The sequence below is a fragment of the Shewanella sp. SNU WT4 genome (assembly GCF_006494715.1).
GTDB lineage: Bacteria > Pseudomonadota > Gammaproteobacteria > Enterobacterales > Shewanellaceae > Shewanella.
The window spans coordinates 3,835,740-3,861,462 of record NZ_CP041151.1 but is presented as its reverse complement, the minus strand read 5'-3'; the positions used below and the strand labels follow the sequence as shown (position 1 = coordinate 3,861,462).

The window sequence follows — 25,723 nt, the reverse complement described above, 5'->3', positions numbered from 1 at the left end:
TGCGACAACGCAGCAGGTAAAGAAGCACTCTTTCAGGTGCCGCAAGGCGTGGACTGTTACTGGACGAGCCTCTGGAGAGACTGGCATAGCTTAACGCCAGCGCCGAAGGCGCAAGCTGGAATAAGGTTAACTTATCTTGATGACTATCGAGATGATGTGAGCTTGTTTCAGTGAAACGCTCAGGCAAAAGGACAGAGGAGAGGGTGACTGCTTTGCCTGTTTGCCTAGTGGCGGGACTTTGGTCTTTTGCTCTCGGTCTAAACTGCATCTGCCTATTTATTGGGCGGATTTGCCAGCCATTTCTTTTCCTCCTCGTTTATTACTTAGGTTGTTTTGTAAACTGAGGATTTGTATGAATTTGCACGATGTTATTGCCCACATTAACGCCCTTGTCTGGGGGCCTGCTACCCTAATTTTACTGGTTGGTACCGGTGTTTACCTGACGTTACGTTTAGGTTTTCTGCAGGTATTTCGTTTGCCTATGGCCTTAGGTTTATTGTTTAAACCATCTCAAGGTAAGGGAGATATCAGCCCATTTGCCGCGTTATGCACTGCGTTATCTGCCACCATAGGTACAGGTAATATTGTAGGTGTGGCCACCGCCATTAAAATTGGTGGACCAGGGGCCTTATTTTGGATGTGGTTAGCTGCCTTTTTTGGCATGGCAACCAAGTACGCCGAATGTCTGCTCGCCGTAAAATACCGCACAGTTGATAGCAATGGCCGCATTGCTGGTGGCCCTATGTACTACATAGAAAAAGGACTCGGCCTGCCTTGGCTGGCTAAAACCTTTGCGGTATTTGGGGTTGGGGTCGCCTTTTTTGGTATAGGTACCTTTGCCCAAGTAAATGCCATTAGTGATGCCTTAGATATCGCCTTTAAAATCCCTCATGAAATGACCTCCGTGGTGTTGACCAGTGTGGTGGCCTTAGTGGTGCTTGGCGGTGTGAGCCGCATTTCCGCGGTGGCGCAGCGCTTAGTGCCAGCCATGGCAACAGGCTATTTACTTGCTTGTGGCTGGATTTTGGTGAGCTTTTACGATCAAATTATTCCAGCATTAGAGTTAGTGCTGCACGCGGCATTTACCCCTATGTCAGCCGCTGGCGGCTTTTTAGGTGCAGGCGTAGCGCAGGCCATTCAAATTGGTATTGCCCGCGGCGTGTTTTCTAACGAGTCAGGGCTAGGTAGTGCGCCGATTGCAGCGGCAGCGGCCAAAACCAACTCACCTGCCGAGCAAGGCCTAGTCAGCATGACGGGTACCTTTTTCGATACCATCATTATCTGCACTATGACGGGCTTAGTATTGATTATCACTGGGGTGTGGAATGGCGACGCTTCGGGCGCGGCTATGACTAGCGCGGCATTTGCCACAGGCGGAAATGCAATTATTGGTCAATACTTAGTTACCATAGCCCTAGTGTGTTTTGCTTTTACCACTATTTTGGGCTGGAATTATTATGGTGAGCGCTGCTGGCATTATTTAACTAAAGGTCGTGGAAGCCGAGTCTATCAGCTGATATTTCTGACCTTGATTGCTGGTGGCGCCTTTATCAAATTGGATTTAATTTGGTTACTGGCAGATACAGTCAATGGCTTGATGGCGATACCTAACTTGATTGCCATTATCGGTTTAAGACAAGTTATTTTGGCTGAAACCTATGACTACTTTAAACAATTAAAATCAGCTACTGGATTAGCGACAAGTTAAGCTTCCTGTGGCGACAATATTGTAATGGAGGACATAATTGCGCCCACTTCCCCCCTCAGCGCCGGTGCCTGCACCGGCCGACAATAGTGCGCCCTTACTGGGCCAAATGCGGTTATGGCTGGCATCACTCAATGACGATTTAAAATCGCCCATGCATACTATCAATGGCATGACGCAGTTGTGCCTGCAAAGCTCGCTTGAACCGCAAAATCGCACCGAATTAGAAGCCATCAATTTAGCCAATCACCAACTTGAGTGGCAAATTAATAACTTACTTATGCTGGCGGAACTTGATAGTCAAAAATTCACTCTCGACAGCCAAGCCTTGTATATTCTGGGCTTAAAACAAGGGCTAGAAGAACAGTGGCGGTTGTGGGGTCGAGATCTACAACAGTTGATTTTTGATTGGCCGCAATGCGGCAAGATAGTGACGGATGGCACTAAGTTGCAGCGTTTGCTGAGCTGTTTACTGCATTTTGTGGCTAAGCAAGGCGGCACACCCGTGTGTAGAGCCAGGTCGATGGCGGATATTAATCAAGTCAATTTGCAGGTGGAAATCATTCCAAGCCATTGGGGTGGCAATGGTAATTTAAGTCAGTTAGAAAAAATCTTCGATATGTCATCGGGCCTATCGCTGGCGAAGAAGCTTGCTGGCGTGCTCGGTGGTCAACTGCGATTATTATCTTTTGAGGGCGAATTTGGCTTTCAATTTGAACTTAATTGCGAGCGTCCACGCGACGGTGGTGGCACCGGCATTATCCCTCAAGCCGATCAGGATTTACCTATATTGCTGGTTGATGATCACGGTCTTAATCGACAACTCGTCATGGCTATGTTTGAGCGCTTACAACTGCCGTTACCGGCGATTGCTGAAAATGGCTTGGAAGCACTACAATATTTGGCAGAACATCGCGTCAAACTGGTGTTAATGGATATTCAAATGCCAGTCATGGATGGAGTAACAGCCTTAAAGCGGCTGCGCGCTCAACCTAAATGGCAACACTTAGCTGTGATTGCGCTTTCTGCTAATCATACCGACAGCCATGTGCAAGGTTACTTAAACATAGGTTTTAATGCCGTACTGCCTAAGCCATTTGATTTTTGCTACCTAAAGCAAGTGCTGCATCAATTTGGAATAGACTGCGAGGAAGCGCAAAGTGTTGCTGACATTGATAAAGGCGTGTGGCCAGCGCACGCCGCGCTGGATTGTCATAAGGCCTTGGCGCGGCTCAATTTTGATGGTGAACTCTACGCCGATTTATTGGTGCGCTTTGCAACCGGCCAGCCACAATTATTAACTCAAATTCCAGAAGCTTATGGCGCTGGTGATTGGCAAACCTTAGCGCGTTTGCTGCACACGCTCAAAGGTGTAGCCGCAAGCTTAGGCAGCGATCGCTTGTCGCATTTAGCCACTGAAGCGGGCGATATTATTAATCAAGGCAAAGAGTGGTCAAGTGAGTCCATGCTGAGCTTATTAATGGACATCATCGCGGCCATTAATTCGTGGCGAGAATTGCAGCATCTCAATGAGCTTGGGGAGTCGATTAGTGATTTGCAGTTGCACCAGTGCCTGCTAAAGCTGCAAGTGTTTTTGCAGCAATCAGACGCCGCCGCAGTCACTTTAGTGGCGCAGTTGCAAGCTTGCCGACATGAGCATTTGGCAGATTATCAGTCAGTGTTTGGATTAATCAGTAATTTTGAGTTTGATAAGGCGCTGCAAGAATTACAACCGCTTATGAGTAAGCCTAAGTAGATGATAAGTAGGTGACTCTATGCTTAGAATCGCCACAAGGCAGCCTTGATTGACACATGTTAATTAATTAGGGGCGCTATTTTAGCGCCCCTAACTTTTTTCATTTTAAACTTTTATATTTCAAATCATGCGCGCTTACTTATACGCTTTCTTCTAATGAGTAAGGCAGAGCTTGCAAGGATAAACGCACATCGGTTTGGGTCGATAGGCGCAGCAAGCTATCCATTGAAGTATCATTCGGCAGAACCGCACTGCACCAGAAATGACCATCAATGAAGCTTGATTCTATGATGCTACCCACTTTGCGCCAGCTTTCACCCATGTCCATTTCCAGTTCGGCATCGCTTGTTGGCGCTTGCGCTAACTGACCAGTCACTACATAGAGGGCGCGCTTATTACCACCGCGATATTTCATGCGCGCTATGGTTTCTTGCCCCATGTAACAGCCTTTAGTAAAGCTAATACCGTCAATGGCTTGGATGTTGGCCATTTGCGGCACAAATTGCGCGCTATGATTAGCGCCAATGTTAGCTATGCCTGCGCTAATTTCTAAGGCTTGCCATAGGCTTGAGTCTTGAATGCTTTGCTCATGAGTAATACGCTCGCTTTGCTCTTTAGTGAGCATTAACAAGTAACCGTAATCGCATTTAAGCAGAGTGCTGCCATCGGCTAAATAATTGACTGAGTGCGGCAATTCACCAAAATGCTTGGTAATAAAGGCGTCACTATCGCGGCCAGTGACACCTAAAATCTGCCACTGCTCAGATACATCACTGAGCTCAACCTTGCTAAATACTGCGTACTTTTGCATCTGCGGTAAATCAATGGCTAAGGTATCTTTTGGCATTAATAGCTGCAGGTAATCATCGCGGCCAAACACCCGAAAGCTTGCGATCATCTTGCCTTTAGGATCGCAGTGCGCGCCAAAGCGCCAAGTATCAGCGTCTAAACGGGTAATATCTGCAGTGACTTGGCCATTTAAAAAAATCCGTGCCTGCTCGCCCTTAAGCTGTAACACACCAAAGTGAGTCAGCTGACAAATGGCTAGGTTGGGTTGGGATATGGCTAATGGCCAACAATCAGCGACGGTTTTCATGGCAAGTTCCTACAAATATATGAATGACAGCGATTGTATGCTTAAGGGGTTTACAGCTCAAGCGACATAACAAGCTGCTGATGATTAAGGCGAATTGCTCACTGTTTAGGATTAATCTGATTTTATCCCTCTAACCTAGTAGAATATTGGCCAATTTGAGCGCGGAAGCTAATTTCTGCGCAGGGTAATGATTAGGATTAACTATGGCCATTCGTATTAAGCTTCACCCAAAAAGGGAGAAATCCCTAGAACGTCATCATCCTTGGGTGTTTGCCAGTGGTATTCACAATATCAAAGGTAAGCCAGTCAATGGCGATACCGTTGATGTGGTTGCCCATGATGGCAAATGGTTGGCCAGAGGGGCGTGGTCAGAAGCCTCACAAATTCAAGTGCGGGTTTGGACTTTTGATAAAGAAGAGCAAATAGATAGAGACTTCTTTATGCGCCGCATCATTCGCGCCCAAGCGGGCCGCGAGCATGTGATTGCTGAGCAAGGCTTAACGGGTTATCGCTTAGTGGCAGCAGAATCTGATGGCTTACCTGGCATTACCATAGATAAGTACGCCAATGTGCTGGTGTGTCAGTTATTAAGCGCTGGCGCTGATTTTTGGCGTGATACCTTAGTGTCTGTCTTGGCTGAGCTTTATCCTGATTGCGCCATTTACGAGCGCTCAGACGTAGAGTCGCGCAAGAAAGAAGGCTTGCCATTGGTCACTGGCTTATTGCACGGTGAATTGCCAGCTATGCCTGTGATTATTGAAGAAAACGGCATCAAGATAGCTGTGGATGTGATTAAAGGCCATAAGACAGGTTTTTATTTAGATCAACGTGATAACCGCGCCATCGCTGGCCGTTTTGTCAAAGGTAAGTCAGTACTTAACTGTTTTTGCTATACCGGCACCTTTGGTTTATATGCCGCTAAAGCTGGCGCCAGTAGCATTGAGAACGTTGATGTATCAGCGTTAGCATTAGCCACTGCCCGCGAAAACATGGCGATTAACGCCATTGATGACGCTCATGTCAATTACAACGAAGCCGACGTGTTTAAGTTGCTGCGTGAATATCGCGACCAAGGTAAAACCTTTGATGTGATAGTGCTCGACCCACCTAAGTTTGCGGATAACAAGGCGCAGCTTAACGGTGCTTGTCGCGGTTACAAAGATATCAACATGATTGCTATGCAGTTACTGAACCCTAACGGCATATTACTGACCTTCTCGTGCTCAGGATTAATGCCGGCTGACTTATTCCAAAAAGTAGTCGCAGACGCGGCGCTTGATGCTAAGCGTGATATTCAGTTTATCGAGCGTTTAAGTCAGGCATCGGATCACCCGATTGCTGGCGGCTTCCCTGAAGGCTTTTATCTTAAGGGCTTAGTCGCGCGCGTGTGTTAATCGCCCGCGTACGCGTATTAATCGCCCGAGCACTAGTCGCTAAGTAATCGCCAGACTAGCTGGTTTAACCTTCTGTCTTGCAATAAAAAACCCCAGATCCAGCATCACTGACTCTGGGGTTTTTTGTATCTGGGAGCCATTAATTCATGCGCTACAGCAGGCCATCAAGATTAGACTATCAACTCAGGCTATCAACTCAGGTTTAGTGTAACAGTCGGGTGCGAATGGTGCCGTCAATCACTTGCAGTTGCGCTAAAGCTTCTTCAGCATCGCTAGTATCAACTTCCATCACTACATAACCTATGTCGGCGGTGGTTTGCAGGTACTGGGCAGCAATGTTGATGCCTTTTACCGCAAAGGCTTGGTTGATTTGAATTAATACCCCTGGGCGATTGCTGTGAATATGCAGTAAACGCGAAGTACCTGTGTGCTGCGGCAATGACACTTCTGGGAAGTTAACCGCAGATACGGTTGAGCCATTGTCTGAGTATTTAGCGAGTTTGCCCGCGACTTCAATGCCAATGTTTTCCTGCGCTTCGGCGGTGCTGCCGCCCACATGCGGGGTTAAAATGACATTGTGTAAACCTTGCAGCGGCGATACAAAGGCCTCGTCATTGGAGGTTGGCTCGACGGGGAATACGTCAATGGCGGCGCCGCTAAGCTTGCGCTCCTTTAGCGCCACGGTTAAGGCATCAATATCTACCACTGTGCCGCGCGAGGCATTGATCAAAATACTGCCTTGGCGCATTGACGCTAATTGCTCTGCGCCTATCATGTTGCGCGTTGCATCGGTTTCAGGCACGTGCAAACTAACCACGTCAGCGTTGGCTAATAATTGCGTCAGGCTATGGATTTGCTGGGCATTACCGAGCGGCAATTTATCTTCAATATCATAAAAAGTAACCCGCATACCTAAGGTTTCAGCCAATATGCCAAGCTGAGTGCCAATATGGCCATAACCTATGACGCCTAAGGTTTTGCCACGCGCCTCAAAGCTGCCAGCGGCGCTCTTAAGCCAACCGCCTTGATGCGCCAAAGCATTGCGTTCAGGAATGCCGCGAAGCAGCATAATGATTTCACCTAGCACAAGTTCCGCTACGCTGCGTGTATTAGAAAAGGGCGCGTTAAACACTGGAATGCCAAGCTTTTCTGCGGCCTTGATATCCACTTGGTTAGTACCAATACAAAAGCAGCCAATGGCAATTAATTTGCTGGCATGCTGCAAGACTTCAGCGCTCAAATGGGTGCGAGAACGTATGCCGATAAAGTGAGCATCACTAATGGCGGCAATGAGCTCATCGCCAGTTAATGAGCCTTTGTGGCTAACAATATTGCTGTAGCCCGCTCTCTTTAACACTTCCATGGATGAAGGGTGCAGGCCCTCAAGTAACAGAATTTTTATTTTATCTTTATTAAGCGAGTGTTTCGCCATAGGGCACCTTCAATTGAGTGTTTTATGTCTTTGCCAAGAGCCAATAATGGGAGAAATATCAGCTTAACGCGTGTAAATCAATGGCACTGTTACCTGTATCACCTTGTTGCGCCATTGGTGGTGATGACAATCAAAAATTAACTTATCACCTTTATCTTGAGTTGTAGAGGTCTAGATGGCTGAAGTGATAGTTTTTTATGGCGAACAATTGGCGGCAGCAATCTAGCCACACTGGCTATCACAGGCTAAGTGCTAGTGGCTGGCGCACGTTTACAAGCAGTAGCAACTAAACATAGCGAAACTGTCCCGTGGTTTTGCGACTAATGATGGCGATACTTCTTGGGTTTTTTATTTCTTTTTCGTAATTAAATTTCAGAAAGTGGGGCAAAATCTGGCGCAAGGCCCAATGATTCGCAATATTTGCTGCGCTGTATTTTTGCGCGGATATGTTGTGTTTATTTGGGTGAAACTTTGCATTTGTTGTTGGCTTGTTGTTCTGTGCCTAGCAGTTAACAACAAAAAATTGATAAACCAGTGGTTAATGTTGGATATTCAAATATTCATTTAAACTAAGTGATCTTTGCCTCTTGTCCTTATTATTTCACTGGTTACACTGCTGCCATTGCGAAGACATGAGGTGTAATTTGTATGGAAGTTTTCATCAGTTTGGTTGGCATGATGTGCTTAATTGGCTTAGCGGTGATGTTGTCGGAAAACCGCCGCGCCATTAAATTACGCACTGTGATTGGAGCCTTGATATTTCAAGTGACCTTCGGCGCCTTCGTGCTTTATGTGCCAGCGGGGCAAGTTATGCTTGATAACGTGTCATCGGGGGTGATGCAGGTTATTGGCTACGGCAATCAAGGCTTAAGCTTCTTATTTGGTGATTTAGCAAATTATAGCTTGGGCTTTATCTTTGTGATTAACGTGCTGTGTGTGGTGGTATTCATCAGCTCATTAATCGCGACCTTGTATTATCTTGGCATAATGCAATTGGTGATTGGTGTTGTGGGCGGCGCCTTATCGCGCATTCTTGGCACCAGCCGCGCTGAATCCTTATCAGCCACTGCCAATATCCTCGTGGGTCCTATTGAAGCGCCATCTATGGTGCGCCCTTTCATCAAGCGCATGACGCGTTCTGAATTATTTGCAGTAATGACCGGCGGTCTAGCCTCAGTGTCTGGCGGCACTATGATAGGTTATATCCAGATGGGCGTTGATGTTAAATACATACTCACCGCCGCCTTTATGACGGCGCCAGCCGGTTTGTTGTTTGCCAAATTAATGTGGCCTGAAACTGGCACCGTTGAGAACGACATCAACAAAATCATCGACGATCAAGAAGACAAGCCTGCCAACGTATTAGACGCTGCTGCCAATGGCGCCGCCATGGGTCTGCAACAAGTGCTGTCAGTTGCCGCGTTATTGCTCGCATTCGTGGGCTTAATCTCGTTAGTCAATGGCCTGATTGGTGGCGCTGGCGCTTGGTTTGGCATTGAAAACTTAACCATGCAATACCTGCTCGGACTCGTGTTAGCACCGCTCGCTTGGGTGATGGGTGTGCCTTGGAGTGAAGCTTCTTTAGCTGCCTCTTTCATTGGTCAAAAGATGATTATTAACGAGTTTGTGGCCTACATGGACTTCTTAGCCATCAAAGAGCAACTTTCTGAAAAAACCCAAATTATTATCAGCTTTGCCTTGTGTGGCTTTGCCAACTTAGGCTCGCTTGCCATGGTGATTGGAGGGTTAGCGGCGCTGGCCCCTGAGCGTCGTAAAGATCTCAGCGCTATGGGTATCAAGGCTTTAATTGCAGCCGCAATGGCCAACTTAATGAGCGGCACCATTGCTGGCTTATTGTTTAGTTTAGGAGCGTAACATGACACCACATATTAATGCCCAGAAGGGTGATTTTGCTAAGACACTGTTGATGCCAGGCGACCCACTGCGCGCTAAATACATTGCTGAGAACTTCTTAGACAATGCCCGTTTAGTGACTGATGTGCGCAACATGTTAGGTTATACCGGTGAGTATCAAGGTAAGCCAGTGTCTGTGATGGGTTCTGGTATGGGCATTCCTTCTATCTCGATTTATGCCAAAGAGTTAATCACTGAATACGGTGTTGAAAATATTATCCGTATCGGTTCTTGTGGCGCCATTAGCGAAGATATCAAGCTGATGGACGTAGTGATGGCTATGGGCGCGAGCACTGATTCGCAGGTGAACCGCAGCCGTTTTGCTAACACTGACTTTGCTATGATTGCTGACTTTGGTTTGCTGCGCCGCGCAGTCGATGCCGCTGAGCAGCAAGGCGTGAATTACCGTGTAGGTAACTTGTATTCATCGGATTTATTCTATTCAAGCGATGATAATCGTTATGATTTAATGGAAAAATACGGCATTCTGGGCGTCGAAATGGAAGCAGCAGGTTTATATGCCGTTGCTGCTGAATACGGTGCTAAAGCGTTGGCCATGATGACTGTCACTGACCATATTCGTTTAGGCCAGCACTTAACGGCAGAAGAGCGTCAGCATACTCTCAATGGAATGATTAAGCTGACCTTAGCGGCGATTCATACCTTATAAAAAAGTGAAGGTTTACCCTACAGGTGTCAGCGTACCCATCCCAATAAAAAAGGGGCGTTGACACCACCCCTGCTATTTTTTGCTGCTGTTTTGGCTAATTGTGTTTGATTAATTGATCTCACATTCATAATTTGATTCAACATTGCCGCCACTGCCTTAACTATGTCCCCCTAAAACCCTCTTTCGATAGCGTCAGTTGCTGGCGATTGCAGGCCTAATCGCTGCAGTATTGACACTAATATTTACTATTTTTTCGAGTAATCAGTGCGCTGCAAGGTCTCAATTCGTGTAAAAGCGCTAGCATCCTCTTAGCTAAACCCATTACACTGTTTTCTTTTTCATGCTCTAGGATGCAAATATGAGTATCTGGTTTCAACCTGTCACCATAGAACAATGTGAACAATTAGATATGGGTATCAATGGTAAAGGAACCTTGATGCAAACCATGGGCATTCGTATCACTGAGATTGGTGATGATTACATGACAGCCACTATGGAAGCGACCCCAGCTGTGCATAATCCTTTGGGGATAGTTCACGGCGGCGCCAATGTGGTATTGGCCGAAACTGTGGCCAGTTATGCTGCTAATTTTGCGGTGGATTTCACTCGCTATTTTTGTGTGGGTCAGGAAATTAATGCCAATCACATTAAAGCGGCGCGCAAAGGCCTGTTAACTGCAACGGCTAAGCCGATTCATTTGGGCAAACGCACCTCAGTCTGGGAAGTGCGCATTACTAATGCGGCCGGTGAATTAACTTGTATTACGCGCATGACAGCTGCCGTGGTTAAACGTGCGCAATAACTAAGCGTTCTTGTAAATAATTGTCATTTACCACTCTAACTTGATACATATCAAAGTATTAACAAAAATTTGAACTTATTCTCTAGATTGGTCTTTCAATCTGTAATTGCGATTGCTTTCATTTGTTTTAATCGTTTTATATAAAATCGATAACTCGCTATTCTAATTGCAATCAGATTGAAGCCAATAATTTGGCTTAGGGAATTCAAATTTTTAGCATCATAAATGATGCATTGGAGTGTTAAATGGACAAGCAACCTCAATATCTTACTTCTCAAAATGGTGCACCGATTAGCGACGATCAAAACTCGCTGTCTGCCGGTGAACGTGGCCCGTTATTACTGCAAGATTGGCACTTAATTGAGAAGCTCGCGCATTTCAACCGTGAACGTATTCCTGAACGAATAGTGCATGCCAAAGGAACCGGTGTGTATGGGGTGTTTACCTTAACCAAAGACTTAAGTGACTATACGATTGCCGACCATTTCAATGGTGTCGGTAAGCAAACCGAAACTTTCGTGCGCTTTTCTACCGTTGGCGGCGAAATGGGTTCTGCCGATGCTGAGCGCGATCCGCGCGGCTTTGCGGTGCGCTTTTACACTGAGCGCGGAAATCACGACATTGTGGGTAATAATACCCCGACCTTCTTTTTACGCGATGGCATTAAGTTTCCAGACTTTATTCATACCCAAAAGCGTAATCCGCACACTAATTTAAAAGATCCACAGGCGATGTGGGATTTCTGGGCGCTGAATCCAGAAGCTATGCATCAAGTCACCATCTTAATGTCAGATCGCGGCATTCCAGCTAACTATCGGCAAATGCACGGCTATGGCTCCCATACTTTCTCGTTATGGAATGCCAAGGGCGAGCGTTTTTGGGTGAAGTTCCATTTCAAGAGTCAGCAAGGCATAGCTAACTTAACGGCTGAGCAAGCGGATATTTTAAAAGGCATAGATCCAGACTCAAGCCAGCGCGATATGGTGGTTGCTATCATGGATAAGCAGTTCCCACGCTGGTCGGTGAACGTGCAAATCATGCCAGAAGCGGATGCTAACCATTACCGTATCAATCCGTTTGATTTGACCAAAGTGTGGCCACATCAAGATTATCCGCTGATGGAAATTGGTGTATTGGAACTTAACCGTCTGCCCCAAAACTATTTTGCTGAAGTTGAGCAAGCGGCAATGGCGCCAAGTAACTTAGTGCCAGGTGTGGGTGCCTCACCAGATAAAATGCTGCAAGCGCGTTTGTTTGCTTATGCAGATGCTCAGCGTTATCGCATCGGGGCTAACTACAATCAATTAGCGGTTAACTGCCCACATGCAACAAGCAGCAATCATTACCAGCGCGCTGGTGCTATGGCAGGCAGTCAGTGCCCATATCATAGCCATCAAACTGGCGGTGATAGCAGCGCTAACTATGGCCCGAACACTCAAGATACGTTAATGGAAGCGCCAAGCTTGAGCGAGCCATCATTACGCTTAGAAGGAGAAGCGGCGCGTTACAGCCGTTACGAGCAAGATGACTATAGCCAAGCCGGTAACTTGTACCGCATCTTTAGTGAAGATGAAAAGCAGCGCTTGGTGAGTAACATTTGCTCTACCTTAAGCCAGACTAGCTTAGCGGTGCAGCAGCGTATGGTTGAGCATTTTACTCACGCGGATAGCGATTATGGCCTGCGCGTTAAGCAAGGCTTAGCTAAGTAAATCTAGCTAAGTAAAATTAGCCAAGGAAAACTAGCGAACTAAAGCGCTAACTTAATAGCTAAATCCAATGCCAGCTTATGCTGGCATTGTTTTTTAGGTTGCAGTTAAAGCTCGCTTAATTGGCCTTAGCGCCACAATAAGGTCACTATGCCAATTAAGGTAAAGAGGATGGCGCAGGTGCGTCTAATCAAGGTTAATGGCAGTTTTTCCGCGCTATAATCGCCCATCATCACCACAGGTACATTGGCAAGCAGCATGCCGATGGTCGTCCCTAAGATCACCATAGCTAAATCATCAAAACGGCCAGCCAGTACGACAGTCGCCACTTGAGTTTTATCGCCCATTTCTGCCAGGAAAAATAACACGAAGGTGGCAATAAAGGCGCCATAGCGGTAAAAGCCGGTTTGCTCATCATCCATTTTATCTGGCACTAATACCCATAAGGCAATGGCAAAGAAAGAGGCGGCTAATAGGTAGTGCGCCATCTGCTCGGATATGAAGCCCATGGCCCAATGGCCAAGACTGGCAGCGGCGGCATGGTTGAGTATGGTGGCAAATAAAATACCGGCAATAATGGCAGTTTTATTGCGAAAGCGCGCAGCTAGCAATAAGGCTAGTAATTGAGTTTTATCGCCAATTTCGGCGATAGCAACAGCGAATGTTGAGGTAAGTAGGGCGTCCATAAATCATCTTTCTCGGGGGGGCGCTCACAATGAGGCAAGAAAACAAAAGCACAATGATCCCGCCACCCCAATAGTGCGGATCTTGTGCTCAGGTCTTGCTGGGCGCGGATACATAAGGCTATGTATGCTTGCTATGAATACCATGGCATGTGGCCAATTGTGTTGATATCCATCCCTACACTGACGTTATCCATTGGAATTGTCTGTCTAGGTTAGCTACTCCCCCGAAGCGGCGAGCATTGTAATCAAGCCATGGCGCTTTGCCAATCAAAGATTGTAATTATTCACCTTGCCAATGCCTGACTGTAATTTTTGAGCATTTGCGGGCGAAAAACGCTTGAGATGGGTTAAAACCTAACAATAGGGTAAGTCATTGGACTTGTGCCGATGAAATAGCTTTGCTATGGTCGCGATAGTCTTCAAAAAAATATATGTGATATGTCAATGTTGAAAGAATGCGTTAAGCGATTTAGTCAGCCCCTGTGGCTGAGATAGATCTCTCTAGGATCCACTTAGCTATAGGGGCCAATTGTCTCACTAAATATTGTATTTAGTGGTATACGATTGGGGATAAGTGCTTCCACAGCGATATTAATATCAATACGCTTTTGTGCAGTTCTGATGTCCTTTCTCAAAATAAATAATAGATAAAACAGGACGTAAACTTTGAATTCAAAGATATTAGGCTCAATCGCCATAGTGGCAGGCACTGCCATTGGTGCTGGCATGTTGGCATTACCCTTAGCGACCGCCGCTCTGGGTATCCTACCTGCCATGGTGTTATTACTGCTGGTATGGGGCGTATCGGCTTATACCGCCTTACTTATGTTAGAAATTAACTTACGCTCAGGCGTAGGTGATAACGTTCATGCCATTACTGGTAAAATCCTCGGTAAAAAAGGCCAACTTATTCAAGGGGCTTCTTTCTTAAGTTTATTATTTGCATTAACCGCGGCCTATTTAACTGGCGGCTCATCGTTATTGGTATTAAAAGCGCAAAATATATTTGATATGCAGCTTGATAACCAATTAGCTGTGATTATTTTTACCTTGGCTTTGGGTGGTTTTGCTGCCTTAGGTGTGTCTTGGGTTGATAAAGTCTCACGGGTGTTATTTTCACTCATGATAGCCTTGCTCATCTTAGTGGTGCTGGCCTTGCTGCCTGAAGTGAACTCAGTATCTTTATCGCAAACGGTAGCGGGTTCATTCACTAATAGCTGGATGATAGCCATTCCTGTGATTTTCACCTCCTTTGGTTTTCATGTGTGTATCGCTACTTTAGTGCGCTATTTAGACGGGGATGCCAAGAGCCTAAAGCGAGTCTTATTAATCGGCTCAACCATACCATTGCTGTGTTATATCTTATGGTTACTGGTGACCTTAGGCACAGTTGGCGCCACTCACATAGATTCATTTTCAGGTTCATTAGCGCAGTTAGTTACGGCTTTGCAGCAAATTGTGGCAAGCCCTATGGTGAGCAAAGCCATATCATTCTTTGCCGATCTCGCCTTGATTACTTCTTTCCTTGGTGTGACCTTAAGCCTGTATGATTTTGTGGCTGAGCTAATTCGAGCTGATAACAGCATTAAAGGTCGCAGCTTAACTTGGTTACTGACCTTTGTGCCGCCGTTAGCCTGCGCGCTCTATATTCCAGAAGGCTTTGTGGCTGTGCTAGGTTTTGCGGCTATTCCATTGGTATTTATGATTATTTTCTTGCCAATTATGATGGCGCTTAAGCAGCGTCAGCAGCAGACTTCTGGCTATCAAGTGGCCGGTGGCAAGTTAGCCTTAGGCTTAGCTGGGATTGCCGGTGTCGTTATTATCGCTGCGCAATTGTGGGTTGCTTTGTAACGAGATTTGCAAAACAGTGTAACCACTAGGTTTTGATATGATAAAGTCGGGTAGAAACCCGGCTTTTTTTTGTCTTTAATTTGGCAGCGTTAGGGAAAGCTAATAATAGGTCTAGATGGAAATTACTAATGAAAAAATGGTTACTAACAGCTGTGGTCGCAACTAGTTTACCGGCCTTAGCTGATGAGGGTATGTGGCAGCCACATCAATTGCCGGCAATGGCTGATGAGCTTAAGGCGAAAGGTTTAGAAATTGATGTTAACAACATAGCCAAACTCACCGAATATCCTATGAATGCTGTGATTAGTTTAGGGGGGTGCACCGCATCCTTTGTGTCCCCTAAAGGCTTAGTGGTCACTAATCATCACTGTGCCCATGGCGCCATTCAATATAATTCGACCCCAGAAAAAAACTTGCTGAAAGACGGTTTTCTGGCCAAAACCTATGCTGAGGAATTACCAGCAACTCCTGGCTCACGTATTTATGTCACTGAAGACATTAGCAATGTGACTCAAGAGGTTTTGGCTGATGTTGCCGCTAAGCAAGGCAATGAGTATTACAAGGGTGTTGAAACGAAAGAAAAGCAGTTAGTCGCTAATTGCGAGCAAGGCGGCGGTTATCGTTGTCAGGTTTATAGCTTTCACAATGGCTTAGAGTATTACCTAGTTAAGCAGTTAGAAATTCGTGATGTGCGCTTAACTTATAATCCAGCCGGCAGTGTCGGTAAATATGGCGGCGATATCGATAACTGGATGTGGCCGCGCCACACTGGCGATTTCTCGTTTTATCGCGCTTATGTGGGCAAAGACGGTAAGCCTGCTGACTTTAGCCAAGATAACGTGCCTTATGAGCCTAAAAGCTTCCTTAAAGTCTCGGCCAAAGGCGTGAGTGACGGCGATTTTGTGATGGTTGCAGGTTATCCTGGCCGCACTAACCGTTATCGCACCGCGCAAGAAGTAGAAAACCAATTTATTTGGGCTTATCCCCGTGGTAAAGAGCTGCGCGAAACCTTTATCGATATCATCAAGTCCACCGCGCCTGAGGGCAGTGATGAGCGAATCAAGTACGAAAGTACTTTGGCAGGTCTTGCCAATTACGCGAAAAACTTTGGCTCTATGATAGAGTTTTACGGCAAATCTAACATGCTCGCCGAGCGCCAAGCTCAAGAAGCGGCATTGGCACAATGGATTAAGCAATCACCAGAACGCAGCTTGCAATATGGCGATACCTTAAATGAGCTTGAGCGTTTAGTTGAGCAAAGCCAAGACAATCAAGACCGCGACTTGCTCATGAGTTATTTGAACTCAAGCACTATGCTGCCTACCGCGCGCAAGTTATATCGTCTCGCGAATGAAAAGCTGCTGACCGATACGGAGCGTGAGCCTGGGTATCAGCAGCGCGATATGGTTAGCATTAAGTCTGGCATGGAGCGAATTGATCGCCGCTATGCCGCGAGTGTGGATAAAGCCTTGATGCTCGAAGTGCTGAGCCGTTATCAGTTGTTATCAGCCGATCAGCGACTCCCTGCCTTTGATAAAGCCTTCAAAATCAATCAAAGCACGACTCCTAAGCAGCTCGCAAAAATCGTCGATAAGCTCTATGCCCGTACTGAGCTTAATGATCAAGCAACGCGGTTGGCGTGGTTAGATAAATCGGTTAATGACTTTACAGCGTCCAATGACAGTTTTATCCGCTTAGCTGTGGCCTTGTATGCATCTGACATGGCAGAAGAAGCTAAGGCGAAAGAATTAGCCGGCAATTTAATGAAGGTGCGGCCGCAATACATGGACGCCATCATTGCCTATAACCGTGAGCAAGGTAAGCCTGTGTATGCTGATGCTAACTCAAGCCTTAGAGTCACTGTCGGCCACGTTAAAGGCTATCTGCCAAAAGATGGTTTGCAGGCACTGCCTTTTACCCGCTTAGAAGGTATTACGCAAAAAGATACTGGCGCTGAGCCATTTGATGCACCCGCTAAGCAGTTACAGCTGATTAATGACAAGCAATATGGTGATTACTATATGGCTGCCATTGATTCTGTGCCGGTTAACTTCTTATCGACCTTAGATACCACGGGTGGTAATTCGGGCTCGCCGACCTTAAATGGCCGCGCTGAATTAGTGGGGCTGCTGTTTGATGGCGTTTATGAAAGCATCATAGGCGACTGGGGTTACAATAATGACATTAACCGCTCGATTCAGGTCGATAGCCGTTACATGTTATGGGTGATGCAATATGTAGATAATGCTGACAACTTACTCAATGAAATGGTGATAGTTAAGTAAGGCCAATAGTTAAGTAAGGCCGATAGTTAAGTAAGGGGGACAGCTAAGTAAGCTTGAGCCCACAGGCGTGATAAAGCGCCTTGATTTCAGCGGCCTCTAGGGGCCGCTTATTATTTTCATCTAACCTATCCAAACTTAGGGTCATCATGCCTATTCGCTGTAAATCTATCACTTTAAAACCAAGGGCCTGACACATACGCCGGATCTGGCGATTGAGCCCTTGAGTGAGGCGAATGCTAAATTGGTTAGCACTAAGTTTCGCGCACTCGCACGGCAAGGTGGTGACTTCTTGATAGCTAACTCCGCGCGCCATAGCATCAATAAACGCCTGATTGATAGCAGGCGTCACAGTCACTAGATAATCTTTGTAATGACCAAAGTCAGGGTGAAGTAAGTGCTGAGTTAAGTGGCCATCATTAGTCAGTAGCAATAAGCCGCGAGAATCCTTATCTAAGCGCCCTGCGGGATAAACGCGCGTCGGTAAATCCAGTTGATGAATGATGCTGCTGGGGTCATGGGGCAGTAAGCGGCAATCAATGCCCACAGGCTTGTGATAAATCCAATAGCTGTAATTGGCTATGGGGCAAATCGGGCTACCATCAATCTCGACCTGCAAAAACACATCATCGCCATGGCAATATTCAACGATATCAGTATGGCAGGCACTCTTGCCATTAAGGCTCACCCGTCCAGCCTCGATTAAGCGGCAGGCTTGGCGGCGCGAATGCTCGCCGCACAGGGCTATATATTGGCTTAATCGCATGATGGCTTTCTCATAAAAGGGGTTACTGGCTAAAGTGTTGCTGCACTAGTTTGCGCACTTTAAGCGCTAAGGCGATATCCCACAATAGATGGGTGATGACTAAGCACCAAGCGAACACTGGGTCGAGGCAGAACTCATCATGGCGCACATGGGGTGATAATAATTGAGGGTCACTGATATCTAAGTGGCTAATATGGCTGATGCTAAAAAATAATAATAAAAAGCTACATAGCATTAAAAACTTACTGAAATAGGCGCGATACATTATCCCCGCCAATAAGCTAGTGCAACCCAGTAGCGTGGTGGCAATTACGGCATTGTAGTGAGCTACAAAGTGCCAATGGCCGACATTCAGGGGCAGCACGCCCAGCATAAATAAACAAATCGATGAATAAATACCAATCCAAGCGACTAGTTTAGTGAGGCCGCCGATAGGCAATGACATTAGTCCTATCATGGCAATAAACATGCTGGTGCTGGCAATAATTAACGAGCCGTTAAAAATGAAGGCTAACTTAAAAGTGCCATAGTTACCCAGTTGCTCGGGTCTAAAGTGGAAGGCATTGAACCCTATCGTGAAATACTGCTCTAGCAGCACGACACCTATGCCAATACAAGCCACTATGGCGCTGGCAAAGATTAGCAAAATAATTAAATGGTGCAGGTCGCAAAATTGATAGTCTTGATGGTGGTCAGGCAAAATGATTACTACAGGCTAAGGAGGCGGCGGGACATTAACAATATCAGTCGAAGTGTGTCACAATTTAATATTCACATTATACCTTTCCAGCATCAATCTGTGGACAGCTAAGGCTAAACCAAGGCCAGTGAATATGGTCATCATAGCGTGGATCCAGGTTAGGCTACCCATAGATACCCACAAGTAAGGTTGGTCCATTTGAATGAAGCTGAGCTTATTTAGATCAAAATGAAAAGACAGAGCTAACACGCACAGTAAACCGATAAGGCTGGTGATGGATAAAAAGGGATGACACCAGTTAGGATCTAACCTGCGGGAAATTAATAGCAAGCCAAAAAATATCCCTGTGGCAATATGAAAAATCAGCATGGCCATTTGGTGGGGGAAAGTGTCATTGACCGGAAATAGCCCTAATAGCATGATGCTAACGCCCGCGAGAATACCCACATAAGCGATAGCTTGGCATAAGGCGTGCAGTCTTAAAAAAATCAGGCTTATCATAGCTAAAATAAAACAACAGCCTGTGAGTAACAGGCTGATGTTGTAGATAATAGCTAAGGGTGATTGCAAGTAATCACCCAAGATATCGATATTGACAGTAAACAAGCTGAAACTTAATTTTTGGAACATCAATAAGGTAGTGATCGACATACCTATGCTTGAGATGAACACGCTAACCAGTGTCATATGGAACACTAGTCGGTATGGGTCAAAGCTATCGAGTTCAAAAGGCGGCGGCTGCACTGAGTTATTCCTTCATCAAGTATTCACTGAGTATAGCAAGCCGCGGCTTACTGTCTTTTCTCTTGCGTGATTAGTGGCGCTTACGGAGGATAACAATCGCAATCGCTACTACCGCTAAGATCATGCCGTACCAAGAGTAAGTGACTACGGCCAGCGGACTGATGGCAAAGATAGACGCCAATAACAAGGCTTGAGCGCCATAAGGCAGTAAACCTTGAATAATACAGGCGAAAATATCTAATACACTGGCAGCGCGCTTTGGTGATACCCCGTGTTTTTCGGCCAAGTCTTTAGCTATATCACCTGTGACTACGATAGAAACTGTGTTGTTAGCCACACAAGCGTTAGTGGCTGCAACTATCGCGGCCATACCAAGCTCAGCGGCGCGGCATGAAGCTTCGCCTTGGGCTTTAGAAAAGCGAGCAATCAGCTTTTCAATTTGAGCACTCACAAATGTCAGGCCGCCTTGCTGCTGCATTAATGCCGCTAAACCGCCAACCAGCATAGATAGGATGAAAATTTCCTGCATGTTGGTAAAGCCAGCATAGATATCTTTACCGAAGGTAATCACGTCATATTGACCGCTAATCAGCCCAGTGCCGCCTGCCAGTAAAATACCAATAGTCAGCACCACAAATACGTTAAGCCCTGCCACAGCCAAAATCAGAATAGTTAAATACGGAATAACTTTAACAAAATCGATAGGTTGGCTTGCTAGTTCAACATGGCCCTGACCTAAGAGAGTAAATACCACTAAGGTGATGAGTGATGCTGGCAAGGCGAAGATTAAATTCTCACGGAATTTATCTTTCATTTCACAGCCTTGAGTACGAGTGGCTGCAATTGTGGTATCAGAAATAATCGATAAGTTGTCACCAAATAAAGCGCCTGACATGACCGCGCCCGCCATTAATGGCAAGCTGATGCCAGCTTGTGTCGCTACGCCTAAAGCAATCGGCGCTACGGCTGCGATGGTGCCCATTGAGGTGCCCATGGCGGTAGCAATGAAGGCCGCAATCACAAAAAAGCCAGGTAACAGCAGTTGTGATGGAATTAATGATAATCCCAAAGCCACGGTAGCATCTACGCCGCCGGTGGCTTTGGCAACGGATGCAAATGCACCTGCTAATAAGTAAATCAAACACATAGCAATAATGTTGCTGTGGCCTATGCCGGCAATAAAGGTCTCAATGGTTTGATTTAAGCGCTGCTTAGATAACAACACGGCAATGATAATGGCCGGTAAAATCGCGACTACGCTTGGCAGTTGGTAAAAGGCAAAATCCACGCCTTGGGCTTGGAAATATAAACCAGCGCCGATAAATAGCGCTAAAAATACGGTTAATGGTAACAGGGCAATAATCGAGCCCGATTTAGGTTTAGCGATAACAGGATTGCTCAATGGTCTTCTCTCTTATTGTTGTAGGCCTAACACACGAACATCCTTGGACAGCAGTGATGGCAAATTCGGAAGATCAAAACACATTCTGACCTTAATTAAGGCAAGAATAAGTGAATGAACGGCCTCTGTCAATTTAGCCGTCTAGATGTTTTTACTGCCGCGATGCTTTTGTGAGCTAAATCGGATAAATCCGTAAGGCTTTTTGAGCTTATAAATTGTTAATGCTGATTTTTATGGTGGCCCCCTTGCTATTAAGCTAGCCAAATCCACGAACATGTCCTTTAAAAAACACCGCGCCAGTTGGCATTTATATGGTCTTGGGTAAATTTGCTGTTTGTGTCGGCATAGATGCTGCGTACAATAGTTGTTAAGTCAATCTAATGAGCACGATATGCATATTCATATTCTCGGTATTTGTGGCACTTTCATGGGCGGTATTGCCTTGCTAGCAAGGGCTATGGGTCATCAAGTGACTGGTAGTGATGCCAATGTTTATCCTCCTATGAGCACTCAGCTGGAAGAACAAGGGATCACTCTTATTCAGGGCTTTGATCCAGCGCAGCTCGATACGGCGCCAGATTTAGTGGTGATAGGCAATGCCATGAGCCGAGGCAATCCTTGCGTGGAAGCCGTGCTCAATAAAGGCTTAACCTATACTTCTGGCCCCCAATTCTTTGCCGATTATATTTTGCCAAACAAGTGGGTATTAGCCGTGGCTGGCACCCATGGTAAAACCTCAACAGCTAGTATGCTGGCGTGGGTGCTGGAAGCTGCGGGTTATCAACCTGGTTTTTTAATTGGCGGCGTGCCGCAAAATTTCGGGGTTTCAGCCCGATTAGGCGCTACCGACTTTTTTGTGGTGGAAGCCGATGAATATGACAGCGCCTTTTTCGATAAACGCTCTAAGTTTGTGCATTATCACCCAAGAACCTTTGTTATTAATAACTTAGAGTTTGATCACGCCGATATCTTTGCCGATTTAGCGGCCATTCAGCGCCAATTTAATCATGTTATTCGCACCATTCCTTCCCAAGGCAAGGTCATTTGGCCAAGCGCGAATAATGCCGTGCGTGACGTGATTGCACAGGGCTGCTGGAGCGAGCAAGAAACCTTAAATCTAGATAAGGCCAATGCTGGCTGGTATTTAGAAGCCTTGTGTGATGATGGCCATGAGTTTGCCGTGTATCTTGATGGCGAGCTTCAAGGGGTTGTTAATTGGAGCTTAATTGGTCGCCATAATATGGAAAACGGCCTGATGGCGATTGCGGCTGCGCGCCACGTTGGGGTTGCTCCTGCTATTGCCATTGAATCCTTAGCGCAATTTGTCCCACCAAAGCGTCGCCTTGAGCAGTTAGGCGAGGTTAATGGTGTGACTGTGTATGATGACTTTGCTCATCATCCTACCGCTATCGCAACCACCTTAGCGGCGCTGCGCGCCAAAGTGGGTTCTGAGTCTATTAGCGTGATTTTAGAAGCGCGCTCTAACACTATGAAAAGCGGTGTTCATAAAGATACCTTAGCTGGCTCACTGGTGTTAGCTGACAAAGTTTATTGCTATCAATCAGATGCCGTGCAATGGGATATTCTCGCCGCGATGAAGGCTGCCAATATCGATGCTGAAGTATTAACTCAGGTGGATGAAATTGTGGAACGCGCCTGCAGCGCCCCATCTAAGCATATTTTAGTCATGAGTAACGGCGGCTTTGAAGGCATACATGGCAAAATCTTAGCTAAATTGGCAGGGAAGGCTTAATGGAACGCCATGTAAAAAGCATTAGCCTTGGCTGGACTGGCGCCTCGGGCGCCCCTTATGGCTTAACTTTATTAAAGTGTTTGCTGGATGCGGATTATCGGGTGTTTTTGATGATTTCATCGGCTGCGCGCGTAGTTCTTGCGACCGAAGAAGGGCTTAAACTGAGCGCTAATCCTGAGCAAGCTAAGGCGCAAATCTTAGCGCGCTTAGGTTGTCAAAGCGGCGATCTGGTGGTGCTTGGCAAAGATCAATGGTTCTCGCCGCCCGCATCCGGCAGCGCCGCCCCTAAGCAAATGGTGGTGTGTCCGTGCTCTACTGGCTCATTAGCCGCGATTGCCACTGGTATGAGTAACAATTTATTAGAAAGAGCCGCCGATGTCATGCTTAAAGAGCGCGGTCAATTAATCTTAGTGCCGCGGGAAATGCCGTTTAATAGCATCCACTTAGAGCACATGCTTAAGCTTACCCAAATGGGCGCTGTGATCATGCCAGCGTCGCCAGGCTTTTATCATGATCCCAAATCAATTCAAGATCTGGTAAACTTCGTGGTCGCCCGAATTTTAGATCATTTAGGCGTTGACCATGTATTAAGCCAACGCTGGGGCTATGACTCAGGCGTTAAGGCTGACACCGACAATTGAGAATGATATGAAACACACCATTGAAGAGATGATCTCAACCGCAGAGATTAATATTAAGCTGGACGAGTTGGCCGAGAAAATCAACGCCCATTACGTCAACAGTGAGCGTTTATTAATGGTGGGCTTACTGAAAGGCTCAGCTGTGTTTATGGCAGATTTATGCCGTCGTATTCAGGGACACGTTGAACTCGATTTTATGGCGGTTTCTAGTTATGGTTCAGCCATGACCAGCTCTCGTGATGTAAAAATCCTCAAAGACATACAGTCAGACATTCAAGGTCGTGATGTATTAATCGTTGAAGACTTAATCGACTCAGGTAACACCCTTAACAAGATCCGCGAAATACTGTTACTGCGCGAGCCTAAGAGCCTAGCCTTATGCACCTTGTTAGATAAGCCTGAGCGCCGCGAAGTCAATGTGCCTGTTGATTTCGTTGGCTTTACCATTCCTGATGAGTTTATTGTTGGTTATGGTATCGATTACGCTGAGCAATACCGAAATCTACCTTATATCGCTAAGGTTATTCCACTGGAATAAACCTAAAGACTCCCGCTGCTGCGGGAGTTTTTTTATCTAGGCTTCATTTTGACTTTTGTTAGGATAACTTCATGACTCAGGCCGCGCTTGAAATAACCGGATTACAAAAAACCTATAAAACGGGTGTGCATGCCGTCAAAGGCATTAGCTTAAGCGTGCCACAAGGCGACTTTTTTGCATTATTAGGTCCTAATGGTGCTGGCAAGTCGACCACCATAGGCATTATTAGCTCATTGGTTCAAAAGAGTGCTGGCGCGGTTAAAGTTTTTGGCCATGACTTAGATACTGAGTTAGAGCAAGCCAAGTTATGCATCGGTTTAGTTCCGCAAGAGTTCAATTTCAACCAGTTTGAAACTGTACTGCAAGTGGTTGTCAATCAAGCCGGTTATTATGGTGTGCCGCGTTCTATCGCCATGGAGCGCGCTAAGACTTATTTAAGTCAGCTCGATTTATGGGAAAAACGCGATAGTCAGTCACGGGAATTATCGGGCGGTATGAAACGCCGTTTAATGATTGCCCGCGCCTTAATGCATGAGCCTAAGTTATTAATCCTCGATGAGCCTACGGCTGGGGTTGATATTGAGCTGCGCCGCTCTATGTGGGACTTTCTACGCAACCTTAATCAGCAAGGCGTCACTATTATCTTGACGACTCATTATCTTGAAGAAGCTGAAATGCTGTGTCGCCACATAGGCATTATCGACAAAGGTCGCTTAGTTGAATGCACTAGCATGAAGAAGCTATTAAGCCAGCTCACCAAAGAAACCTTTATTTTAGATTGTCCACAAGGGCTTGAAAGCGCGCCTGTGCTTGATGGTATGGAGTGCCGCTTAGTTGATAAGCATACTGTCGAAGTGGATATTGAAAAGCATCACAGTCTTAATCAATTATTTCACGCCTTAACAGAGCAGAGCATATCCATTGCCTCCATGCGTAATAAGTCCAATCGTCTCGAAGAGTTATTTGTCCGTTTAGTGCAGCAAGGCGAACAGGAGAGTGCCTCATGAACCACTTATATTTAGTGGCATTTAAAAGTATTTTGGTAAAAGAGATTAATCGCTTTACCCGTATTTGGGTGCAAACCTTAGTGCCGCCAGCGATTACTATGACCTTATACTTCCTGATTTTTGGTAATTTAGTGGGCAGTCGCATCGGTGAAATGGGCGGCGTATCTTATATGTCGTTTATTGCGCCGGGTCTTATCATGATGTCGGTGATCACTAACTCTTACTCCAACGTGGCCTCGTCATTTTATAGCGCAAAATTTCAACGTAACCTTGAAGAACTTATGGTGGCGCCTGTGCCGCATTATGTGATGATTGCGGGTTATGTTGGCGGCGGTGTTGCCCGCGGCCTATGTGTGGGCTTGATAGTCACCTTAGTGGCGAGTTTATTTGTGGACTTGCACGTAGAACATTGGGGTTTAGTAGTGCTGACCGTGTTACTCACCTCGATTATGTTTTCGTTAGCCGGCCTCATTAATGCGGTCTTTGCTAAGAGTTTTGATGACATCAGTATCATACCTACCTTCGTGTTAACGCCATTAACTTACCTTGGCGGCGTATTTTATTCCTTATCACTGCTGCCTGAGTTTTGGCGCGGCGTATCGACGCTAAACCCTGTGGTTTATATGATTAACGTATTTCGTTATGGCTTTTTAGGCATTGCCGATATTAGCGTGCCTTTATCTGTGGCGATTATGGTGAGCTTTTGCGTGGTGTTTTGGTGGCTGGCTTATTATCTAGTGTCTCGCGGCATTGGCCTTAGAAGCTAAGTGCTAGCGCCAAAGATTTAGCGGTTAACATCGGCTAAACAGAGTAATAAACAAGGGGAGCATTGGCTCCCCTTGTGTTTATCTGCTTAAAGGTTGTGACCTTGCGGCGTG

At 46.1% G+C, this 25,723-nt stretch carries 21 protein-coding genes and 1 riboswitch; of the genes, 14 read left to right on the top strand and 7 right to left on the bottom strand.

Going from position 1 to position 25,723, the window contains the following annotated elements:
• The first annotated feature begins 61 nt into the window (after positions 1-61).
• Positions 62-205: riboswitch (glycine riboswitch) on the top strand.
• A gap of 147 nt (positions 206-352) precedes the next feature.
• Together FJQ87_RS17365 and FJQ87_RS17360 are read left to right on the top strand one after the other, a co-directional pair.
• Complete coding sequence (locus tag FJQ87_RS17365) at positions 353-1,708, top strand: sodium:alanine symporter family protein (protein ID WP_140933706.1); 1,356 nt, start codon at positions 353-355, stop codon at positions 1,706-1,708.
• Between the two features lie 37 nt (positions 1,709-1,745).
• Complete coding sequence (locus FJQ87_RS17360; RefSeq protein WP_168195223.1) at positions 1,746-3,461, top strand: response regulator; 1,716 nt, start codon at positions 1,746-1,748, stop codon at positions 3,459-3,461.
• A 139-nt stretch (positions 3,462-3,600) separates the two neighbouring features.
• Here FJQ87_RS17360 and ygfZ read toward each other — a convergent pair whose 3' ends face one another.
• Complete coding sequence (gene ygfZ / locus FJQ87_RS17355; protein ID WP_140933704.1) at positions 3,601-4,557, bottom strand: tRNA-modifying protein YgfZ; 957 nt, start codon at positions 4,555-4,557, stop codon at positions 3,601-3,603.
• A gap of 203 nt (positions 4,558-4,760) precedes the next feature.
• On the opposite strand from ygfZ, the gene FJQ87_RS17350 reads away from it, so the two are divergent.
• The gene (locus FJQ87_RS17350; protein WP_140933703.1) at positions 4,761-5,951 is read left to right on the top strand and encodes a class I SAM-dependent methyltransferase; all 1,191 of its coding nucleotides are present in this window, start codon (positions 4,761-4,763) and stop codon (positions 5,949-5,951) included.
• A 202-nt stretch (positions 5,952-6,153) separates the two neighbouring features.
• Here FJQ87_RS17350 and serA read toward each other — a convergent pair whose 3' ends face one another.
• The gene (gene serA / locus FJQ87_RS17345) at positions 6,154-7,383 is read right to left on the bottom strand and encodes a phosphoglycerate dehydrogenase (protein ID WP_140933702.1); all 1,230 of its coding nucleotides are present in this window, start codon (positions 7,381-7,383) and stop codon (positions 6,154-6,156) included.
• Between the two features lie 648 nt (positions 7,384-8,031).
• On the opposite strand from serA, the gene FJQ87_RS17340 reads away from it, so the two are divergent.
• The 4 genes from FJQ87_RS17340 (at position 8,032) to katB (ending at position 12,478) form a co-directional block, all read left to right on the top strand.
• Positions 8,032-9,258 (top strand): NupC/NupG family nucleoside CNT transporter, encoded by a 1,227-nt coding sequence (locus tag FJQ87_RS17340; RefSeq protein ID WP_140933701.1) that lies wholly within the window; start codon positions 8,032-8,034, stop codon positions 9,256-9,258.
• 1 nt (position 9,259) lies between these two features.
• Positions 9,260-9,967 carry a purine-nucleoside phosphorylase gene (deoD, locus tag FJQ87_RS17335; RefSeq protein ID WP_140933700.1) on the top strand — a complete coding sequence of 236 codons (708 nt, stop codon included), beginning with the start codon at positions 9,260-9,262 and terminating at the stop codon, positions 9,965-9,967.
• A 358-nt stretch (positions 9,968-10,325) separates the two neighbouring features.
• Positions 10,326-10,769, top strand: coding sequence for a PaaI family thioesterase (locus FJQ87_RS17330; RefSeq protein ID WP_140933699.1), 444 nt, complete (start codon positions 10,326-10,328; stop codon positions 10,767-10,769).
• A 245-nt stretch (positions 10,770-11,014) separates the two neighbouring features.
• Positions 11,015-12,478: a catalase KatB gene (gene katB / locus FJQ87_RS17325; RefSeq protein WP_140933698.1), complete on the top strand. Its 1,464-nt coding sequence runs from the start codon at positions 11,015-11,017 to the stop codon at positions 12,476-12,478.
• A gap of 125 nt (positions 12,479-12,603) precedes the next feature.
• Here katB and FJQ87_RS17320 read toward each other — a convergent pair whose 3' ends face one another.
• Positions 12,604-13,161: a TMEM165/GDT1 family protein gene (locus FJQ87_RS17320; RefSeq protein WP_140933697.1), complete on the bottom strand. Its 558-nt coding sequence runs from the start codon at positions 13,159-13,161 to the stop codon at positions 12,604-12,606.
• A gap of 666 nt (positions 13,162-13,827) precedes the next feature.
• Between FJQ87_RS17320 and FJQ87_RS17315 the strand changes: the two genes are divergently transcribed.
• The gene (locus FJQ87_RS17315) at positions 13,828-15,012 is read left to right on the top strand and encodes an aromatic amino acid transport family protein (RefSeq protein WP_140933696.1); all 1,185 of its coding nucleotides are present in this window, start codon (positions 13,828-13,830) and stop codon (positions 15,010-15,012) included.
• A gap of 128 nt (positions 15,013-15,140) precedes the next feature.
• On the top strand, positions 15,141-17,297 hold the full coding sequence (locus FJQ87_RS17310; protein ID WP_140933695.1) for a S46 family peptidase: 2,157 nt from the start codon (positions 15,141-15,143) through the stop codon (positions 17,295-17,297).
• A 43-nt stretch (positions 17,298-17,340) separates the two neighbouring features.
• Here FJQ87_RS17310 and FJQ87_RS17305 read toward each other — a convergent pair whose 3' ends face one another.
• The 4 genes from FJQ87_RS17305 to FJQ87_RS17290 all read right to left on the bottom strand — a co-directional run bounded on the left by FJQ87_RS17305 (position 17,341) and on the right by FJQ87_RS17290 (position 20,906).
• Positions 17,341-18,060 carry a pseudouridine synthase gene (locus FJQ87_RS17305; RefSeq protein ID WP_140933694.1) on the bottom strand — a complete coding sequence of 240 codons (720 nt, stop codon included), beginning with the start codon at positions 18,058-18,060 and terminating at the stop codon, positions 17,341-17,343.
• Between the two features lie 22 nt (positions 18,061-18,082).
• Complete coding sequence (locus tag FJQ87_RS17300; protein WP_140933693.1) at positions 18,083-18,760, bottom strand: hypothetical protein; 678 nt, start codon at positions 18,758-18,760, stop codon at positions 18,083-18,085.
• Between the two features lie 57 nt (positions 18,761-18,817).
• Positions 18,818-19,504: a hypothetical protein gene (locus FJQ87_RS17295; protein WP_140933691.1), complete on the bottom strand. Its 687-nt coding sequence runs from the start codon at positions 19,502-19,504 to the stop codon at positions 18,818-18,820.
• A 70-nt stretch (positions 19,505-19,574) separates the two neighbouring features.
• On the bottom strand, positions 19,575-20,906 hold the full coding sequence (locus FJQ87_RS17290; RefSeq protein WP_140933690.1) for a Na+/H+ antiporter NhaC family protein: 1,332 nt from the start codon (positions 20,904-20,906) through the stop codon (positions 19,575-19,577).
• Positions 20,907-21,297: 391 nt separating this feature from the next.
• On the opposite strand from FJQ87_RS17290, the gene mpl reads away from it, so the two are divergent.
• The 5 genes from mpl (at position 21,298) to FJQ87_RS17265 (ending at position 25,612) form a co-directional block, all read left to right on the top strand.
• Complete coding sequence (gene mpl / locus FJQ87_RS17285) at positions 21,298-22,659, top strand: UDP-N-acetylmuramate:L-alanyl-gamma-D-glutamyl-meso-diaminopimelate ligase (protein ID WP_140933688.1); 1,362 nt, start codon at positions 21,298-21,300, stop codon at positions 22,657-22,659.
• Positions 22,659-23,300, top strand: coding sequence for a flavin prenyltransferase UbiX (locus tag FJQ87_RS17280; RefSeq protein WP_140933687.1), 642 nt, complete (start codon positions 22,659-22,661; stop codon positions 23,298-23,300). The genes mpl and FJQ87_RS17280 overlap by 1 nt, the downstream gene beginning before the upstream one ends.
• Positions 23,301-23,307: 7 nt before the next feature.
• Entirely contained in the window at positions 23,308-23,838 is a 531-nt protein-coding gene (hpt, locus tag FJQ87_RS17275) for a hypoxanthine phosphoribosyltransferase (RefSeq protein ID WP_140933686.1), read from the top strand.
• 71 nt (positions 23,839-23,909) lie between these two features.
• On the top strand, positions 23,910-24,845 hold the full coding sequence (locus tag FJQ87_RS17270; RefSeq protein ID WP_140933685.1) for an ABC transporter ATP-binding protein: 936 nt from the start codon (positions 23,910-23,912) through the stop codon (positions 24,843-24,845).
• On the top strand, positions 24,842-25,612 hold the full coding sequence (locus FJQ87_RS17265) for an ABC transporter permease (RefSeq protein WP_140933683.1): 771 nt from the start codon (positions 24,842-24,844) through the stop codon (positions 25,610-25,612). Before FJQ87_RS17270 ends, FJQ87_RS17265 begins: the two co-directional genes overlap by 4 nt.
• Positions 25,613-25,723: the final 111 nt, after the last annotated feature.

Excerpts from the sequence above, each read along its gene's own strand:
- FJQ87_RS17310 (WP_140933695.1), top strand. The coding sequence starts at position 15,141 with ATGAAAAAATGGTTACTAACAGCTGTGGTCGCAACTAGTTTACCGGCC.
- FJQ87_RS17320 (WP_140933697.1), bottom strand. The coding sequence starts at position 13,161 with ATGGACGCCCTACTTACCTCAACATTCGCTGTTGCTATCGCCGAAATT.
- FJQ87_RS17280 (WP_140933687.1), top strand. The coding sequence starts at position 22,659 with ATGGAACGCCATGTAAAAAGCATTAGCCTTGGCTGGACTGGCGCCTCG.
- ygfZ (WP_140933704.1), bottom strand. The coding sequence starts at position 4,557 with ATGAAAACCGTCGCTGATTGTTGGCCATTAGCCATATCCCAACCCAAC.
- FJQ87_RS17330 (WP_140933699.1), top strand. The coding sequence starts at position 10,326 with ATGAGTATCTGGTTTCAACCTGTCACCATAGAACAATGTGAACAATTA.
- FJQ87_RS17305 (WP_140933694.1), bottom strand. The coding sequence starts at position 18,060 with ATGCGATTAAGCCAATATATAGCCCTGTGCGGCGAGCATTCGCGCCGC.
- serA (WP_140933702.1), bottom strand. The coding sequence starts at position 7,383 with ATGGCGAAACACTCGCTTAATAAAGATAAAATAAAAATTCTGTTACTT.
- FJQ87_RS17340 (WP_140933701.1), top strand. The coding sequence starts at position 8,032 with ATGGAAGTTTTCATCAGTTTGGTTGGCATGATGTGCTTAATTGGCTTA.
- hpt (WP_140933686.1), top strand. The coding sequence starts at position 23,308 with ATGAAACACACCATTGAAGAGATGATCTCAACCGCAGAGATTAATATT.
- mpl (WP_140933688.1), top strand. The coding sequence starts at position 21,298 with ATGCATATTCATATTCTCGGTATTTGTGGCACTTTCATGGGCGGTATT.
- FJQ87_RS17270 (WP_140933685.1), top strand. The coding sequence starts at position 23,910 with ATGACTCAGGCCGCGCTTGAAATAACCGGATTACAAAAAACCTATAAA.
- FJQ87_RS17350 (WP_140933703.1), top strand. The coding sequence starts at position 4,761 with ATGGCCATTCGTATTAAGCTTCACCCAAAAAGGGAGAAATCCCTAGAA.
- deoD (WP_140933700.1), top strand. The coding sequence starts at position 9,260 with ATGACACCACATATTAATGCCCAGAAGGGTGATTTTGCTAAGACACTG.
- katB (WP_140933698.1), top strand. The coding sequence starts at position 11,015 with ATGGACAAGCAACCTCAATATCTTACTTCTCAAAATGGTGCACCGATT.
- FJQ87_RS17265 (WP_140933683.1), top strand. The coding sequence starts at position 24,842 with ATGAACCACTTATATTTAGTGGCATTTAAAAGTATTTTGGTAAAAGAG.
- FJQ87_RS17365 (WP_140933706.1), top strand. The coding sequence starts at position 353 with ATGAATTTGCACGATGTTATTGCCCACATTAACGCCCTTGTCTGGGGG.